This window comes from Streptomyces sp. NPDC054961 (assembly GCF_053609145.1).
Map to the genome: position 1 here is coordinate 1 of NZ_JBSGWY010000013.1, position 16,843 is coordinate 16,843.

Below are 16,843 nucleotides of genomic sequence, written 5' to 3' on the forward strand. Positions count from 1 at the left end.
TGCACAACCTCGCCCTCGCCGGATAGACGGACAAGCCACACAGCGAACAGCCACGCCCAGGCCCACCCAAAGATCATTTACGGGACAGCCCTTAGGAGGGGAGTCCGGCATGTCGGCGGCAACGGACACACGTAGGCAGACGCCACTTTGGTGCAGAACGATCGCCTGTGAAGCCTCCGCCAGGACGTCTCGCGAGTCCGTGTGCCGGACAACCGGGCACATGGCCACGCCACGGAGGCCGAGAGACTCACTGAGACGGGCCATAGGGCCACCAGCATCGCCCTCCCGTACTCGTGCCGTGGGCAGGGCTCCACAGTCCACAGTCAGGACAGCGCCCTTCGGTACTGCGTCCATCGCGCGGTCACAGAAGGTCTCCAGAACATCCCGCACGTCTGGGTCAGGGACCAGCTCCATGACGGGGCGGATGCATGAGCGAACCGCCGGCGTAACGTGCTCAAGGGCCGAGAACTCTCCTGCCTTACCTTTGAGTATCGGAACGTATGCCAACGGCTTCCCCCAGCGCGTTCAGCACCAGCCAATGGATATCTCGCTCACTCCAAGCAGAGTGTGACGAGAACCCGCCGTCTCAGATAGAGATGCAAATCAGCCATCAGGCCGATTCTCCCCCAAGAGCGATGACCCGGGGGCATGCCCGGCGACCGCGTGCTGAGCAGCAGAACGCGTGAGGGGCGCGTGAGAAGTCCGGCGGGCATAGGGGTAACGGGCGTTTGCGCAGCTAGGAGGCACACTCGGGCAGCCCCTGATCATGCCCTCCGGAGCCGTGTGCGCAGGTTCGAATCCTGCCGGGGGCACTTCGCAAGAAGTGCCCAAAGACCCCGCCATCAGCGGCAACGCTGAGAGTGGGGTCTTCGCGTATGCGCAGCCAACTGCGGCCCTGCGCACCCCTATGTCAGACCCTGTGGACTATTCGTGGACAGGATCTTGGTCCATCGCCCCAGGTCAGCGGCAGAAACACCGAAGGCCCCCGGACAGGTCCAGGGGCCTCGCAGCGTATCGCCAGTCACTCGCGATCACTCGTACTCGCTGAGCAGATCTTCAATCCTCCGGTTGGCCACCTCCTGCCGACCGTCGAGGCACTTCGCATACCGACTGAGCAGCACCTCCACGCTGTTGCCCGCCCGCTCTGCGACCTCGGTCGGGTAGACACCGGCATTGAGCCACGTGGAGAGCGCCGAGTGCCTCAGGCCATACGGACGGTGGGCGAGCGGCGAGGCGGCGACGGCCGGCGGCAGAGCCAGCACTCGGGCTTCCTGCCACGCCCGGTAGTAGGTCGAGGAGGAGACCACTCCCCCACCCTCGCTGAAGAAGAGCCGCCCGTCTGTAGCGGTCCCGAAGGTGTCGAGGTGCTCGCGCAGGATGACCACGAGCTGCGGAGGAATCGGCACCCGTCGTACGTCTTCCGTGGGCCGGTTCTTCAGTCCGCGGTCGTCATGACTCTCTCCTGAGTCGGTCCACGGCTTACCGACGCTCGGCCGGGTCCGGTGAAGGAGTGCCGTCCCCCAGCCGGAGCCCGGGAGGGTCAGGTCTGCCTCAGCCAGCCCCACAACCTCAGCCGGCCGGAAGCCCCCGAAGTACATCCGGGCGAAGAGCCCCACCAGCCGCCGCCCGCGAGCCCGGTTGTAGCCGCCGACGTACGAGACGGCGTGAAGGAGTGATCGAGCTTGCTCAGGGTTCGCCGCCACTCGAGGATCGACTTCATTCGACACCTTGGGTTTCTGCCAGCGAACCGCCGAGAGCGGGTTCTCCCGGAGTTCCCCGAGATCCACTGCGTAGTGCAGGGCATTGACCAAGGTGCGCCGCTTCCGCCGTACGGTCTCGGCAGCCGCCGCCGTTCCATCCAATTTGATCTTCAGTGAGTCGAGGACCGCACGCCCGAGGGCCGGGTCGGTGAGATCTGACAATGGCCGAGAAGCCTTGCCGACCCAGTGCAGGATGTTTCCGATCTCCGGGGGAAGCTCCCTGCTGTCCGGACCGGGCAGGACGAAGGCCCAGTTCCGAAGAGCCTTCCGCAGCTCGGCATCGACGGGCCGACCAGGTCGATCATCAAGGGCGCTTCCGCCGCCAAGGCGGCGTCGCGCGCCCGTCGCCCCGGGCCTGCGCTCCTGTCTGCGCCCCGCTCCAGCCCGGGCCGCCGGCCGCGCACCAATGGCTCAGGACTTGATGGGCTGAATGAGCCCGGCCTGATCGGTGAGCTGTCCCTCAGGACTGACGCCTCCGGCGGGGGCGCTCCGACTCCGGGATGCGGGGGCCAGTCGTGCGCCCGCGGGTCCGTTGTGGTTCGGGGTGGGGGCTGTCATCCCGCCTGCCGTCGTCCCAGGGCAAGCCGTAGCAGACCAGACGCCAGGGGCCCAGGTCGTTCGTCCAGCAGGGCGCTCCACCTGGGCCCCTGGCGTCTGCCCCGCTACCACTCCGTGTGGGACGACGGCAGACGGGATGACAGCAAGGGCTCGCTGTGCGGCTGAGCCACCAGCCGCACGCGATGTGTAGCACTGACCCCAACTACTCAGCCGATCCTGTTAATTCGGGCAACGAAGAGACGGCCACAGCCGTAAACTGCGTTCCTGACTGATCGCGAGCGACAGGAAAAATAAATGTCGGTAAAGAATGAAATCCGCAATAGTGACATCGCCGCCCTTGCCGCTCGCGTAAACAAGAAGGCTTACGATAAATACCTTCGGCGTGTGCGACTCGTGAAGTTGCGCGGCTTCACGAACAAGGAAGTCACCTTCGACTTCCCGGTAACCGCACTCGTGGGGCCAAACGGCGCCGGGAAAACAACCATTCTCGGAGCCGCAGCTCTCATCCACAGCAAAGTCCTGCCTCGTCAATTCTTCGCCAAGAGCGGCAAGTATGACGACAGCATGAAAAACTGGCGTGTTGAATACGAGATCCTGGACAAACGCGAACAGAGCAGCACAACAATCAGCCGCACGGCGAGTTACCTTGCAGCGAAATGGAATCGCGATGCCGTAGAGCGCGATGTGCTCGTCTTTGGCGTGAGTCGAACGCTTCCGGCGAGCGAACGGAAAGAGCTATCCAAGTTCATTGGCGGCACTTTTGAAGGCTTCTCCGAAGAGCAGCTCACCACACCCGTCGCAGAAGCTGTTGAGTCAATCCTCGGCAAGGGTGCCGCAAATTATCTTCGCGTAAACGCTCGAAGCGGCGACCTCTCAATCTTCGCATCGCAATCCGCAGGAGATGACGCCGGGTACTCCGAATTTCATTTCGGGGCAGGCGAAGCAAGTGTCATCCGGATTGTTTCTAAGATCGAAGCAAGTGCCGACAATGCCCTCATCCTCATCGAGGAGATTGAGAACGGCCTACATCCGGTCGCCACCAGGCGGCTAGTCGAATACCTGCTCAAGGTGGCCAAGAGAAAATCTTGCCAGGTGATTTTCACGACGCACTCCAACGATGCGTTGCTTCCACTTCCCAACGAGGCAGTCTGGGTAGCCTACCGAGGAGAAATCAAGCAGGGGAAACTCGACGTAGCGTCCCTCCGCGCACTGACTGGGCAAATCAATGCCCGCCTGGCGATCTTTACTGAGGATAAATTCGGCGAGATGGTTGCAGACATTTCCCTGCGCACATACTGCCAAAAGCATGGAATCGATCGATCGGGAATCGAAATCCATAAGCTCGGAGGCGCAGCGCCCGCTAGGGATCACACTCGCTTCCACAATTCCAGCCCCGCGCGCCGCTTCTACGCCATCGCCTTGCTCGACGGAGACAAGCGAGGCGAAGCAGGGTTTGAGCCGAGAACGCTCAAAATCCCGCAACCCTCCCCCATTGAAAACGTGAAAGTAAATTCGAGCGACATCACATACATTCCTGGTGAAGATTCACCGGAGGCGTACATTATTGATCGAATCCTTGAGGGGTTGAATTCCATCCCGAATCTACTCGGTAAACTCACCATCTCCCTTCACCTCGATTCATTCATGCAGGAGAAAGTTCGAGATTCTCTGACTCAGCGGGCCTACACGAATCATGATCGTCATAACATTTTTGGTCAGATTGGAGACGACCTAGATTTCCTAAGCGAGGACTTGGTACAGCGAGCATTCATCACTACATGGTCGTACGCGTTCCCAGAAGATATCGATGGCTTGTGGGGCCCCTGCCACGATCTCCTATCCGCCAAGGAATAAGCGGGGTGAGCCGCCTCCCGGCCACACGCCGAACCACCAGAGCTGGGTCATCGACTCCTGGGAGTGTCGCGCCTGAGGCCGATCGTCGTCGTGTCCTTCGCGTGTCCGGTTGGGCAGCGGCGAGCGGGGAGTAGCGGGGAACGGCGGCGAAGATCCCATGGACCCGCAGGTCAGCGACTTGGCAGGTCAGGCAATAGGCGGGTACGCGATCTTCCAAACTAGGGCTCCAAGAATGAGGGAATCGCTACCGTGGAGCCCAAACGGAGATGAGGTGGATCATGGCCGACTACACCGCCCATGCACACAAGGCTCAGGAGTTGTTGGAGGCGAGTGAGAAGTGGGCGAAGGGCCGGCTCAGTCCCGACCAGCTCATAGCGAGCGCTCAGGTTGAAGCCCTGCTCGCCCTCGCCGCAGCTGTCTCGCGCAGGGGTGTCGACTCTGCGCACATCGTCGATCAACTGAAGTAGGGCATCTGCTGGCTGCGGCCTATACGCGGACGTGGAACTCCAGTGGCCGGGTTCGCAGTCGCTTGACCGGCAGAGACGCGTGAGACGCACGGGGCCTCCGGCGCCGTGTGCGCAGGTTCGAATCCTGCCGGGGGCACTCCAGCTGGTAGGTGTGCAAGTGTCGCTGACCAGCTGAAGTGCCAAGCATGAAGGCCCGGACTCAGTCCGGGCCTTTGTCGTTGCCGTAGATGCACCCCTCGTGGACACGATGGATGACCTCGGGCGAGTTGCCGGCCCGACGGGCGACCTCGGCCACAGACATCGCGGCGTTCAGCCACGTCGTGATGGACGTGTGCCGGAGGTCGTAGGGCCGGCCGCCGAGGATGGATTCCTGGAGGTCTGGTGGGAGGGCGTCCTTCCAGGCGCGCCAGTACGTGCTGCTGCCGACCAGGCCGAGGCGTTCGTTCGTGCATTGCCTGCCGGGCCTGGTCGTGCCGGACTCGCGCAGGTGGTCGTGGAGTATGGCGACCAGCGGAGGTGAGATCGGGACCGGGACCGGGCGGTCTTGCTTGGCTTCGCGGGACTTCAGGCCTCGCTGGCCGTGGCGCTCGCCGTTGTCGGTCCACGGCTTGCCGGGGACGGGATTCGTGTCGCGGAGGGGGGTGTCCCCCACCCCATCTCGGGCAGGTGGCAGCCCCGTTCCTTCAGTCCCGCGGCCTCGTTCCGATGGAGGGCTGCGGAGTACATGACGGCGGGGAGAGCGACCGGTCGACGCCCCTGTCTTGCGGTCCCACGTCCCCGCGTAGGAGACCGAAGCCAGTAGCTGAGCTGCCTGCGTCGTGTTTACGCGGACCAGTCTCCACGGGCCTCGACAGCTCGGCACGCGGCTTCTCCAAAGGGGATCTGCCCGCTGCCGCACCAGGAGTTCGCTCCGGCCTCGGACACCTCCGTCCTTATCTGGCCGCGGTGAGCGCTGCGGCCAGCGTGCGGGCGCTCGCCGGGACGCCGTGGACCGGTTCGCCGTACATGGGGTGAGCCTGGTCCAGGGTCGGCAGGAGGTTCGGGGCGCGGTCGGTGGGGGCGCGGTCGAGGACGGTGGTGCCCGTTTCGGCTTCCTGGGTGGGGGCGTAGCCGGCCGTGCGGAGGGCCGACAGTGTCTCGTCCGGCGGGGCCGTGGAAATCAGGACGGTGGGGGCGATCCGGCGCAGGCGGAGTTTGGCCAGGCCGCGGGCCTGGGCCACCTCGGCGATCAGGGCGGTGTCGTCCGAGCGGATGCAGCAGGCGGAGCGGACGACCTTGAGCTGTCCGTGGGTGCGGGCGGTGTCCTTGATCGTGTAGGCCAGTGGTTGGGGGAGGGGGGTGTCGCGCTCGCTTGCCTCCGTGAGGCGGTCGAGGAGTTCGTCCGCGCTCCAGCCGGCGTCCAGGGCCCGGCGGATGGAGGTTGCCGTGATCCGCCAGACCACCGCGTGCCCCTCGGACTCGATGTCGCCGACGGCGGAGAGCAGGTCGGCGAGCGCGGGCGCGGGCGCACCGGTGACCGTGGCCGTCAGGTCGCTCTGGAACCGGGCCGTGTCGCTGGGCGCGGGCAGCGCCGCGTACAGGGCCTCGCGGAGGGTGGTCACCGCCCGCGCCAGGGTGGGGCGGAGGGAGAGGTCCTCGCCCAGGCCGTCGGAGCCGCGCCCGGCGGGGTCGGCGCTCGCGCCGGGCACTGCCGGGTAGTGGTGGGCGGCTCCCGCCTCCAGCAGCTGGCACAGGGCCCGCCCGACGGGGGTGAGCGCGCCGTGAGCTACGACGCCGAGCAGGGCCGCCTCTGCCAGAGTGGCCGCCAAGCGGTCGAGCACGTCGGCCAGGCCGGTCGGCTCCCCGGCGTCGTCTACGGCCAGGTGGCCGCGCAGGCTGGGCTGGAACCACGCGGCCAGGGACAGCAGTTCCGTGTATCCCCGCGCGTCCCCCGTCAACCCGTGTCCGGCGGGGAGGACGGCGAGCGCTTCTAGGACACCGGTGCGCAGGGCCACTGCGTCCTCGTCCTGAGGGCTGACGAGCGCGACCGGGGTCTCGTCGGGGTCCGGCCAGTGGCTGAGCACTGCGGGGACCACAGCCCAGGCGGCCAGCAGCGGGAGCAGCTTTCCCGCGGCAGGGGCGGCCGCCCAGGCGTCATAGCGGTCGCTCGGCAGCAGACGGGCGGAGGGCTTGGGGCCCTTGGGGTTCCGGCGGCCGCGGGGAGCGGGGGCCGGTTCGTCGTCCTGGGGCGCGGCCAGGCCGGCGTTGACCGCGAGGTCCAGCCACAGCCGGGTGCCGGCCTCATCGGCCCCGGCCGCCTTGGCCAGCCGCCGGGTGTCCCGTACGGCGATCCCGCCCGTCTTGCGGATCACGGCCGGCTGGGCGGCCAGCGCCCGCAGGACCAGTTCGGCCCGCCAGGCGGCCGCCGCGGCGGCCGTGCCGACCTCGCCCTCCCAGCCGGACCGCAGCGGCGCGGTGGCGGTGAAGGGTTCCGGTTCCAGCCGGGGACTGGGCGCGGCGCCCCCACCGCGGAGCGCACGGGCGACCTCGTACGGAAGCTCGACCAGGTCGAGGCCCACGGGGACCAGCAGTCCGCGCACGGCCAGCCAGTCGGTTCCCTCGTCACCGCTGCCGCCTTCGCGGAACACGTACTTGGCGTCCGGGCCTGCGTACTGCTCCCCGTATCGGCCGACGAAGCAGTGGGTCCGCAGCAAGGGCGGGCCGGGGACCAGGTGGTCCAGGAGTTCCAGTGCCCGGCCCGGGGCGTCCGCTACCAGTGCCCGCACCCGGCCGGGATCGGCGAGCAGGGCGACGATCAGCTCTTGGGCCTGGTCGCGGGTACGGGCCGCGCCCTCGCCGAAGAGACGGACGGCGATCCGCTTGACCTCGGGGGCGTTGTAGGCGCAGGTCAGCAGCCGGTTGGCGGTGCGCCCGTAGCCGTCGAACCCAGCTGCCCGGACGTGGAGCAGCGGCGGCAGCGCCAGTTTCCCCTTGGGCGCGGGGAGCAGCAGCGCGCGCTCCCGCAGCCGGGCGAGCGTGTGCTCCGCCCGCCGCCGCTCCTCCCCCGGCTCGAACCACGCCAGTACGTCCCGCTCGGGCACCAGTCGGTCCGCGGGCTCCACCGCGGCAGCGGGCTTCCGCTGTTGCCACGGATACAGGGGCCCGTCCTCGGCCTCGGCACCGGCTACGGGACCGTGGCGCTCCAGGGCGAGGGCGGCGATGGAAGCGAGCAATTCCAGTTCTCCGGTGGTGCCCGCCATCAGGCCCTGGCCCACCGACTCGTCGGTGAGCAGGTGTTCGGCGAGCTCGCGGAGGGTGGTGATCCGTCGGTGCCCTGCGGCGAGCGGCAGATCCCGCTCCTCCAGCAATGAGGTCAGCCGCTCGGGGTCCAGGGTGCCCAGCCACTTCGCGAGGGCGGTAAGCGCGTTCACCCCGCCAGGCTAGCGCCGCCCGGTCACCCCGAGGGGGTGAACCAGCCTCGCCCCCCCGGCCGCCGTGCTCAGCGCAGGCACGGGCTCCCGCCGCCGGGCCCGTCACGTTGCCGCCGCACCTATGGCTTCGACGCCCGGAAGGTTCTCAGTGGACGGTCGATGTCTCCTGCCACTGGACGCCCGGGGTGGGTGCATCACCTTGACCACCCGGACGGTTTCCCCGACTACCGCCGGCACGAACAAGGTCTTCCGGACCCCCGTGCGCCGCAAGAGGCAGACCGGCCTCGACACCACAACGGGACACCGCCACCAGCGCCGGGCACGGCGAGCATGTCCCGCAACAGGGCGTCGTACTCACGCCGGCCGAAGGACTGCGACTCCAGCCACTTCACCGAGCCGATGAAGTGAACCTGCCCTGCGACGGGTTCACGGCCGGCTCCGATCAGGTCGACCTCCGGGTTGTTCTGCCGGTTCCACCAACCCCCGACGGCTCGGCCCCGTCAAGTCGTCCAAGACCGATCAACCCGGGCTCAGTCCCACTGAGTCCGGGCCTTGGTCGTTGTCGGGCGCCGGTCGGGCGTGAGGGGTGCGTGCTCCGTCGTCGGGTCGAACCCCTTTTGCCGGTACGGGGGAACGGCCATCGCGATCGGGGGTCCTCGTTCCTTCCTGCCCTGCACACCTCGATCGTGCGAGCCGGCGGATCCCGCCGGCTTCCCCGCCCAGGATCGTTTCGGCTTCCTGTTGTTTCAGCTCCGGCGGTCTGTGATGCGGGTGGGCCTCCCGTCATCGGGGCGACGGGGCGGCCGCCCCGGCTGTGCAGAGCTCTTTGACGCGGTCGCGGAGCATCGCCACCAGGAGCGGCGGGTGGGGCATGGCCCCACCACCACTGGGGTGGCTGCCGGTCATGGACTGGGTGCCGTGCGCCGTGCGTCGTGCGCCGTGCGCCGTGTGCCGTGTGCCGTGTGCCGTGTGCCGTGTGCCGATTGCTGGTGAGGGCGAGGGCGAGGGCTACGAGTTCTACGGGCATCGGGCTTTCGGACCCACGGCAGTGCTCAGCCGCAGTCGTCGGGGCGATCGCGGCGCCGATTTCTCTAGAATGGATTATCACGGAACTCAAGTTGCAGCGGCAGTTGCACAGCGGTTGACTGTGAAGAGGTAGAGCATGTACGCGCTCTGACGAGGCGTGCTCGGCCTGATCACTGAGGCGATCCCCTCCCCAGCGCTGGGTAAATGCGCTCACATCGGAACCCATGACCTGCCACGGACGGGTGCCGGCTATGGAATTCTTCCCGGTAGTAACGCTCGTCATTGCCACCTTTCTCCTGCTCATAGGAATTGTAGGGCGCGGGGCAAGCATGGGATCGTCTCAGTTCCACATCACCTTGGAAGGAAGCATTGGGCGTCTCCCGAGGATCGCCATTCTGGCGGTAAGCATCGCGACGTACATGCTGGCCATCTTCGGCTTTATTTACGTAGCAGACTTGAAGACGGGACCGGACTCGCCGCCCACGGTTGCCACTTCAACGGACGTGCCGTCCTCCGGGATTTCCGTGTATGTCACCAGCGCCCTCGCGGACGGAGCTGCGAGCGAGCATGACGAAATCACCGTCGGAGGCATCACCGTGCCCCTCGACGTGAGCGTCGGCAGCTCCGAAAACAGCGCCACTTTCGAATTCAACAAAGAAGACGAGGGCTCAGAAGTCGACTATTCCATCAAGATCGTCACCACGGATCAGAACGGAAAGAAAGAGGAGTGGACAGGGAAGGGCACCATCATCGCGAGGGATGGGCGGACGTTCGAGGTGACGTTTGACGATGCAGGTAACGCCGTCCTGAAGTGAAGCTCAGGGCCGGCTTCCGCTTGTGGCTTTGGGGCGGGACGACGCGGGCCGCCCCCCATACAGCAGGCCTTCGGGCGTCGGGGCCGCGCGGGAATGGTCGAGGGGGGCGCCCCGCGGTGAGGCAGCGGCCCGGCCCCGTGGACGCGGCCGCCGCGGGAGGGCGGCCTCGCCCGTCAACGGCCCACCCCCGCCGGGGACTCGGGGCGTCCTCCCCGCGCAGCCCCCTTCCTTCGGCGCTTTCCGCACCTCCCGCGCTTTCCGGATCACCGCCGTACCCGCGCTTCCGGTGGTCCGTACGAAGGAAGTGGGGCCGGGTCTGTGGGTTTTGAGGGGTGGGGAGGGGATGGGCCGGTGCGTAGGTTGGGCACGAGGCCACCGCGCGCCGCTGACCGGGCGCTCCGTGGCGTGCTCTGACGACGAGAGGGGCGGCGCGAACCCATGCGTGACCTGGTGGAGACGGCACAGCGGTGGACGGCCGAGGGCCGCGTCGGGTACCTGGCCCGGCCCGTGACCGAGCAGGGCTTCGGTCCGCGGGATCCGGCCGGCTCGGTGCTCGTGGATGCGCGCGGGGAGTGCGTGGGCGCCCTCTACCGGGGCGTCTTCGACGCGGAACTGGCCGCTGAGGCCGCCGCGATGGCGGCCGGGGACACCGCGCGGGTGTGCGAGGTGTCCGTCGGGGCCGACGACGCCGTCGAGGCGAAGCTGACGTGCGGCGGGCAGGCCGAAGTACTGCTGCAGCCGCTGAGCGCGATTCCCGCCGAGTGGTGGGAGCTGCTGGGGCAGGGAGTCGGGGCCGCCCTCGTGACCCGGCTCAACGAGCGGGCGGATCGGGCCGTCAGCGTCGTGGTCCGGGGAGCGGACGTACCCGCCACCGACGCCGAGCGGCGGGCCGGTGAGCTGCTGGCCACCCGGCGGCCGGGGCGCGACGCCCTGTACGGCGGGTCCGGGCTGGTGCTCGTGGAGGCGTACCCCTCGGCCCCCTTCGTCGTGATCGGCGGGACCGGGGAACTCTCCGAGGTCATCGAGGCGCAGGCCACCCTCCTCGGGTGGGACGTCGCCCGGGTCGACGCGGTCCCCGAGGCGGAGAGGCTGCTCCGGGCCCGGCGGGACGCCGCCTGCCTGGCGATGCTCAGCCACGACCCCGACTTCGACGTGCCCACGCTGCGCACCGCGCTCGCACTCGGGATCCCCTATGTGGGTGCACTCGGGTCCCGCAAAACGACCGCACGGCGCCGGGAGGGGCTGCTCGCGGCCGGGGTGAGCGAGGCCCGGCTGCGGACGGTGCACGGGCCGATCGGCCTGGACCTGGGAGCCCACACCCCGGCGGAGACGGCGCTGGCCATCTGCGCCGAGATCCTGGCGGTCCTCGGGGGCCGGGACGTGCGGGGGGTACGGGATTCCGACGGACCGCTGAGGGGCTAGCGGGGGCGTCGGAACGGGGGCAGCGGGGGTAACGGAGGTACCGCCGAGGAGCTGGCCGGGGTGGCGGAGCCGGGGTGGCGGGGGCGCCGGAGCGGCGCCCGTCCTCGGGTCCGTGGGGGCCTCCGCCTGCGGAGGCAGGGCCGCCCCACTGTCACCGGCCAGGTGAATTGCGGAGGAATGCGGGAAAATAGGATGCATGAACACGACCCTGGCCTCCCTCGCGCTGGACAGCACGGTGACCCACACCGTGTGGTTTCTGTTTATCGGGCTCATCGTCGTCGGCGTCCTGCTCGGCGGATTCATGCTGGGCAAACGGGTACGGGAACACGAACCCGCGCCCCCCACTCCCGAGAGCCAGCCCCACCTGCCCGAAGGCGGTGCGGTGCACGAGGTGAGCGAGGAGCGGGAGTACGTCGAGTTCCCCGAGCGCGGCCTGCGCCCGCACGAGATGCAGGGGTACGGGAACTTCGGCTCCCGCACGCACAGCCACCCCGAAGATGCCCGCGCCGAGCGGGAATCCGGCTACGAGCACCCCCATCCGAGGCCTCACGACCCCCAGGCCCAGGCCCAGCCCCCGACCCCTCCTCCGCCGCCGCCGCCGGGCGGGATGAAGCCCGTCTGAGGCCCGGGGCCGGCCTTCCGCCCCTCCCCCTCCCCCTCCCCCCTCAGCCTCGCCCCACTCCTCACCGCCCACCGCCACCCGCCCACCGCCACCCGAGCGCCCTGCCCCGGACCTCTGACCCGCGTCCGCGCGGGTCAGAGGTCCGTCCGGAGCCGGAGCACCTCCGGCGGGGGGTGGCGGGCCGAGGTGTGGCGGACCTCGGCCGTCAGGGGCGGGTCCAGCAGGTGGAAGGGGACCTCGCCGACCCCGATCGCCGTCACGGTGCCGCCGGCGGCCGCCGGCGCGGACCCGGCGGCCAGCGCCGCCGCCACGTCCGCCCGCAGCGCCGCCGTCAGCGGGCTGGACACGATCGGGGCCTCGTCCCCGACCGGAAGGACCAGGACGAGCGCGAGCGGCCGCCGCGCGGTGCCGGTGTATCCGATGACCGCCGCGTCGCGGACGTTCGTGTGCCGGAGCTTCTGCCAGGCGCGCCGCCCGGCCGGATACGCCTGGTCCATCCGCTTGACGACCAGTCCCTCGATGCCGCTGGCCGGCAGCGTCTCGTACCAGGTCTCCGCGAGCTCGGGGTCGGTCGTCATCGGCACCGGCTGGAGCGGCGGCCCCAGCGGCGTCAGCAGGTCGACGAGGAGCGCGCGCCTGCGCTCGTACGGCCGGGCGCGCAGGTCCAGCCCGGCGAGCTCCAGGACGTCGAACGCCGCGTACGAGGCCGGCAGGGTCTGCGCCAGCACCGCGGCCCGGGTGGCGGAGGCGGCCGCCGCGCGGCGCTGGACGAGCGCGAATTCGGTGCGGCCCGCGTGCCAGACGACCACCTCCCCGTCAAGCACGGTCCCGGCGGGCAACTGCCGGGCGGCCGCGGCCAGATCGGGGAAGGCCTCGGTGACGATGCGGCCGGAACGGGCCTGGAGGGTCACGCCCTCCAGGGTGCGCACGACGACGAGGCGGTGGCCGTCGAACTTGGGCTCGTACGCCAGTCCCGGCGCGCGCGGCAGGCTCCGTACGGCGGTGGCCAGCGCGACGGTGATCACGGCAGCCGCCCGGCGCGGGCGGGGTCGGTCAGGGGGCCGAACAGATCCCCGTCGCGGGCCAGCCGGGGCGGTACGTCGTCGGCGAGGAAGACCAGGTCGGCGGGGGTCCGGCAGCCTTCCACCTCGGCCCACGAGACGGGCGTGGAGACGGTGGGCAGGGTGCGGGCGCGCAGGGTGTACGGGGCGGCCGTGGTCTTGGCGGCGGCGTTCTGGCTGTGGTCGACGAAGACCTTGCCGGGGCGCAGCGATTTGGTCATCCGGTGGACGACGAGGGCGGGGAGCGCGCGTTCGGCCTCCTGGGCGAGGGCCTTCGCGTACGCCGCCACCCGCTCGGAGGGGGTCGGCTCCAGGGGGGCGGCCAGGTGGAGGCCCTTGGAGCCGGAGGTCTTGGCGTAGGCGTCGAGGCCGTCGGCGGCGAGGCGGTCGCGCAGCCACAGGGCGACCGCGCAGCATTCGAGGGCGGTGGCGGGCGGGCCGGGGTCGAGGTCGATGATCATCCGGTCGGCCAGCGCGGGGGCGCCGGCCGGCCACTGGGGGGTGTGGAACTCGACGACGAGGTTGGCGGCCCACATGAGGGAGGCCAGGTCGGCGACGACCACCTGCTCCGCCCGGGGGTCCTCGGAGCGGGGAACGGGGGTGGTCTTCACCCAGGCGGGGGTACCGGGCGGCGGATTCTTCGTGAAGAAGAGCTGGCCGTCCGGGCCGTCGGGATAGCGCAGGAAGGACACCGGCCGGTCGTGGACGTGGGCCAGCAGCGGACCGGCGACGGTGGCGTAGTAGTGCAGCACCTCGCCCTTGGTGAAGCCGGTCTCGGGGTACAGGACCTTGTCGAGATTGCTGAGCGCGATGCGACGCCCCTCCACCATGGTGATCGGCGTCATACGATGAGATTGCCACGAAACAGGAGGAACCGTGCGATCCATTTGGAACGGGGCGATCTCCTTCGGGTTGGTCAGCATTCCGATCAAGCTCGTGAACGCCACCGAGAGCCACTCGATCTCCTTCCGCCAGATCCACCTCAGCGACAGCGGCCGCGTCCGCTACCGCAAGGTGTGCGAGCTGGACGGGGAGGAGGTCTCCAGTGCCGAGATCGGCAAGGGGTACGAGGAGGCGGACGGGTCCGTCATCCCGATCACGGACGAGGACCTGGCGCAGCTGCCGATCGCCACGGCGAAGACGATCGAGATCGTGTCGTTCGTACCGGCCGACGAGATCGATCCGCTCCAGATGGACTCGGCGTACTACCTCGCGGCGAACGGGGCGACGGCCGCCAAGCCGTACACGCTGCTGCGGGAGGCACTGAAGCGGAGCCGGAAGGTGGCCATCGCGAAGTACGCGCTGCGGGGGCGGGAGCGGCTGGGGATGCTGCGGGTCGTCGACGATGTGATCGCGATGCACGGCCTGCTGTGGCCGGACGAGATCCGGGTGCCGGAGGGGGTCGCGCCGGAGGGCGCGGTGTCGGTCCGGGAGGCCGAACTCGACCTGGCGGACGCGCTGATGGCGACGCTGGGTGAGGTGGAGATGGCCTCGTTGCACGACGACTACCGCGAGGCGGTGGAGGCGATGATCGCGGCGAAGGCGGGCGGCGGCGCGCCGGCGGCCGCGGCGGGGCCGCCGGAGGCCGGGGGCCAGGTCATCGACCTGATGGCGGCGTTGGAGAACAGCGTGCGGGCGGCGAAGGCCTCGCGGGCGGGCTCCGCGGCGGGGTCCGTGGCGGAGCCCGCATCCGGCGACCGGCCGTCGGCGGACGTGACCCCGATCCGGCGGAAGCGGACGGCGGCCTCCGGAGCCGCTGCCCCGAAGGCGTCGGGCGGAAAGAAGTCGACGGCGTCCTCCTCTGCCGGGGCCGCCGGCTCGAAGGCGACGGGCGGCAAGAAGTCCACGGCCTCGGCGGCGAAGAAGACGTCGAAGACGACGGCGGCGAAGTCGACGGCGAGGACGACGGCGAAGACGACCGCTTCGGGCGCGGCGCGGAAGACCACGTCCGCGAAGGCGCAGGCACAGGCTCAGTCACAGGCGGGGTCAACGGCCAAGAAGACGGCGGCGCCCCGCAAGCGTTCCTCCGCCTGACCGCCCTACGGGCCCCCGCCCCTACGAGCCCTCGCCCCGAGCCCCTGCCCCCAAGGCCCCCGCCTACGGGGCCCAGGTGCCGCGGTCCCGCGCGGACGCGAACAGGGCTTCCACGTCGGGGGCCTTGAGGACCCCGGCGGATCCCGTCAGGAACGGCCCCAGCGTCGCCGGTGTCAGTACCCGCACGTCGCGCAGCGACGGCGCCACCTCCACGCGGACCGCGTCGACCACCGCCAGGATCGGGGTGACCGTCGCCGAGAGCGCCCGGGTCGCGTACGCCGCCGCGCGCCGGGCCGTGCGGGGCTCCGGGCGGGGTTCGGCGCGGCCCAGCGTGAGGAGCAGGTCGCCCGCCACCGCGCGCTGTCGGCGGCCCGGGACCGTGCGGACGCAGAACACGCCCGGCGGGCCGATCACCAGGTGGTCGGCGACGTCGCCTATGGAGTGGAGGACCCGCCACTCCTCGGGCTCCGGAAGCCCGTCCAGCACCTCGCCGATCCGCTGCCGCGCCGTCAGCTCCTGGCGGAGCCGGTGGCGGGCGCGGGCGCTCGCGGAGCCGTGGGTGAGCTCGCCGATCAGCGCCTCCCCCGGGCGGTTCGGCGCCAGGTCGTCGTCGGGCGCCAGCGCCAGCCGGAGCAGGTCGGCGGCCGTGGGAACGGGAGGCGGGCCGATGGCCACGGTCCCGTTCAGGTACGGGCGCAGGGCCGTCAGGATCTCCTCCCGGCGCTCGTCCGCCAGCACGCTGATCCGGTTGGCCCGCCGGTCGTACCAGGCCACCGCCCGGCCGTCGGGCAGGTTCACGTACAACCGGCCCCGGCCGGGCCGCCCGCTCGGCGTCACCCTGAGTCCCCGCGTCACCATGGTCCTCACCCCCGCCGTCCATGGGAGCAGCCCGGGCGCCCGGCGGCAATCCCCCGGTTGTGTAACGACTCCGTCGGGTCGCTGCCGTGCGGCTGTTACACAAGCAACGCGGTATCGCAACGGCCGGTGCTTACGTTGGTCCCACCTGGACGTACCAGGGCCTGACCCGCACCGAAGGACGCCCCGTGAGCACCGTGAGCCGCAGCAGGTACAGCAGCCTCACTCTCGTCCGTGCCACGGCGGTGGCCGCCTGCGCCGGGGCCCTGCTGGCCCTCCCGACGGCCGCCGCGCTCGCGGAGGGTGTGCCGGCGGCTTCCTCCGCGCACGCGGCCGGAGCCGCGGCGGCCCCCCAGCGGACCCTGGTCAAGACCCTGTCCCTCGCGGACGGCTCCTCCACGGCGAACGTCTACCGCACGGCCGAGGACGCCTATCAGGCCGAGGTCCTGACCGCCGACGGCTCCCGGGCCGCCACCGTCACCAGCCGCGACGGCGTCACCGGCCTCGCCAGCGCCGGGAAACTGCACCTCGCGCTGAGCGAGGACGGACGGCTGAGCTCGTGGACCGGGGACGACACCCCCGTCCCGGAGCACGGAGTCGGCGGCTCCGGACACAAGACCGGGAGCCGGGACGGCGCGGTCCTCCCCGCCTCCGCGCCCCTGGGCGGGGCCGCGTCCGGTCCCGCCGCCGCGCTGCACCTGCACACCCTGGCCGACGGACCCGGTGAGGGCGTGCTGCTGCTCGCCGCTGGCGGCGCCATCGCGGCGACGGGCGCCGCGGGGCTGGGGTTCGCGATGCTGCGCCGGGGACGCACGGAGGCCTAGGCAGACTCCCCGGCCCGAGGTCCGGGCGCCCGGGCGGGAACGGCGCTCCTCTGCTTACTGTGGACATCCACAGGGTCATGGTCACAGCCAGGGCCGCAGCCACGGCCACGGCCGGTTTTCGGTGTCACGGGAGAG

At 70.0% G+C, this 16,843-nt stretch carries 13 protein-coding genes and 1 pseudogene; 7 read left to right on the top strand and 7 right to left on the bottom strand.

Annotated features, from left to right (window positions below):
• Together ACWF9Z_RS14495 and ACWF9Z_RS14500 are read right to left on the bottom strand one after the other, a co-directional pair.
• Positions 1-507, bottom strand: a 507-nt coding sequence (locus ACWF9Z_RS14495; protein WP_453601826.1) for a beta family protein, incomplete at its 3' end; no start/stop codon positions are given.
• 524 nt (positions 508-1,031) lie between these two features.
• A pseudogene (locus ACWF9Z_RS14500) lies at positions 1,032-2,069 on the bottom strand (tyrosine-type recombinase/integrase); the annotation flags it as partial.
• A gap of 543 nt (positions 2,070-2,612) precedes the next feature.
• Between ACWF9Z_RS14500 and ACWF9Z_RS14505 the strand changes: the two are divergent.
• Together ACWF9Z_RS14505 and ACWF9Z_RS14510 are read left to right on the top strand one after the other, a co-directional pair.
• Entirely contained in the window at positions 2,613-4,172 is a 1,560-nt protein-coding gene (locus ACWF9Z_RS14505) for an ATP-dependent nuclease (protein ID WP_453601829.1), read from the top strand.
• 278 nt (positions 4,173-4,450) lie between these two features.
• Positions 4,451-4,639: a hypothetical protein gene (locus tag ACWF9Z_RS14510; protein ID WP_453601832.1), complete on the top strand. Its 189-nt coding sequence runs from the start codon at positions 4,451-4,453 to the stop codon at positions 4,637-4,639.
• Between the two features lie 199 nt (positions 4,640-4,838).
• Here ACWF9Z_RS14510 and ACWF9Z_RS14515 read toward each other — a convergent pair whose 3' ends face one another.
• Together ACWF9Z_RS14515 and ACWF9Z_RS14520 are read right to left on the bottom strand one after the other, a co-directional pair.
• Positions 4,839-5,291 carry a hypothetical protein gene (locus ACWF9Z_RS14515; protein ID WP_453601835.1) on the bottom strand — a complete coding sequence of 151 codons (453 nt, stop codon included), beginning with the start codon at positions 5,289-5,291 and terminating at the stop codon, positions 4,839-4,841.
• 280 nt (positions 5,292-5,571) lie between these two features.
• Positions 5,572-8,049 carry a helicase-associated domain-containing protein gene (locus ACWF9Z_RS14520; RefSeq protein ID WP_453601838.1) on the bottom strand — a complete coding sequence of 826 codons (2,478 nt, stop codon included), beginning with the start codon at positions 8,047-8,049 and terminating at the stop codon, positions 5,572-5,574.
• Between the two features lie 1,277 nt (positions 8,050-9,326).
• Between ACWF9Z_RS14520 and ACWF9Z_RS14525 the strand changes: the two genes are divergently transcribed.
• The 3 genes from ACWF9Z_RS14525 (at position 9,327) to ACWF9Z_RS14535 (ending at position 11,934) form a co-directional block, all read left to right on the top strand.
• Positions 9,327-9,890, top strand: a complete 564-nt coding sequence (locus ACWF9Z_RS14525; RefSeq protein ID WP_453601841.1) for a hypothetical protein — start codon at positions 9,327-9,329, stop codon at positions 9,888-9,890.
• Between the two features lie 438 nt (positions 9,891-10,328).
• Positions 10,329-11,312 carry an XdhC family protein gene (locus ACWF9Z_RS14530; RefSeq protein ID WP_453601843.1) on the top strand — a complete coding sequence of 328 codons (984 nt, stop codon included), beginning with the start codon at positions 10,329-10,331 and terminating at the stop codon, positions 11,310-11,312.
• A gap of 196 nt (positions 11,313-11,508) precedes the next feature.
• Positions 11,509-11,934 (top strand): DUF6479 family protein, encoded by a 426-nt coding sequence (locus ACWF9Z_RS14535; protein ID WP_453601846.1) that lies wholly within the window; start codon positions 11,509-11,511, stop codon positions 11,932-11,934.
• Between the two features lie 134 nt (positions 11,935-12,068).
• Here the strand turns inward: ACWF9Z_RS14535 and ACWF9Z_RS14540 are convergent, their stop codons facing one another.
• Positions 12,069-12,956 carry an ATP-dependent DNA ligase gene (locus ACWF9Z_RS14540; protein WP_453602168.1) on the bottom strand — a complete coding sequence of 296 codons (888 nt, stop codon included), beginning with the start codon at positions 12,954-12,956 and terminating at the stop codon, positions 12,069-12,071.
• A complete protein-coding gene (ligD, locus tag ACWF9Z_RS14545) occupies positions 12,956-13,840 on the bottom strand; it encodes a non-homologous end-joining DNA ligase (RefSeq protein ID WP_453601848.1) in 885 nt (294 codons plus the stop codon). Before ligD ends, ACWF9Z_RS14540 begins: the two co-directional genes overlap by 1 nt.
• Before the next feature lie 31 nt (positions 13,841-13,871).
• On the opposite strand from ligD, the gene ku reads away from it, so the two are divergent.
• Positions 13,872-15,029: a non-homologous end joining protein Ku gene (ku, locus tag ACWF9Z_RS14550; protein ID WP_453601851.1), complete on the top strand. Its 1,158-nt coding sequence runs from the start codon at positions 13,872-13,874 to the stop codon at positions 15,027-15,029.
• A 63-nt stretch (positions 15,030-15,092) separates the two neighbouring features.
• Here ku and ACWF9Z_RS14555 read toward each other — a convergent pair whose 3' ends face one another.
• A complete protein-coding gene (locus ACWF9Z_RS14555) occupies positions 15,093-15,887 on the bottom strand; it encodes a nuclease-related domain-containing protein (RefSeq protein ID WP_453601854.1) in 795 nt (264 codons plus the stop codon).
• A 185-nt stretch (positions 15,888-16,072) separates the two neighbouring features.
• Between ACWF9Z_RS14555 and ACWF9Z_RS14560 the strand changes: the two genes are divergently transcribed.
• The gene (locus ACWF9Z_RS14560) at positions 16,073-16,708 is read left to right on the top strand and encodes a hypothetical protein (RefSeq protein WP_453601856.1); all 636 of its coding nucleotides are present in this window, start codon (positions 16,073-16,075) and stop codon (positions 16,706-16,708) included.
• The last annotated feature ends 135 nt before the right edge of the window (positions 16,709-16,843 follow it).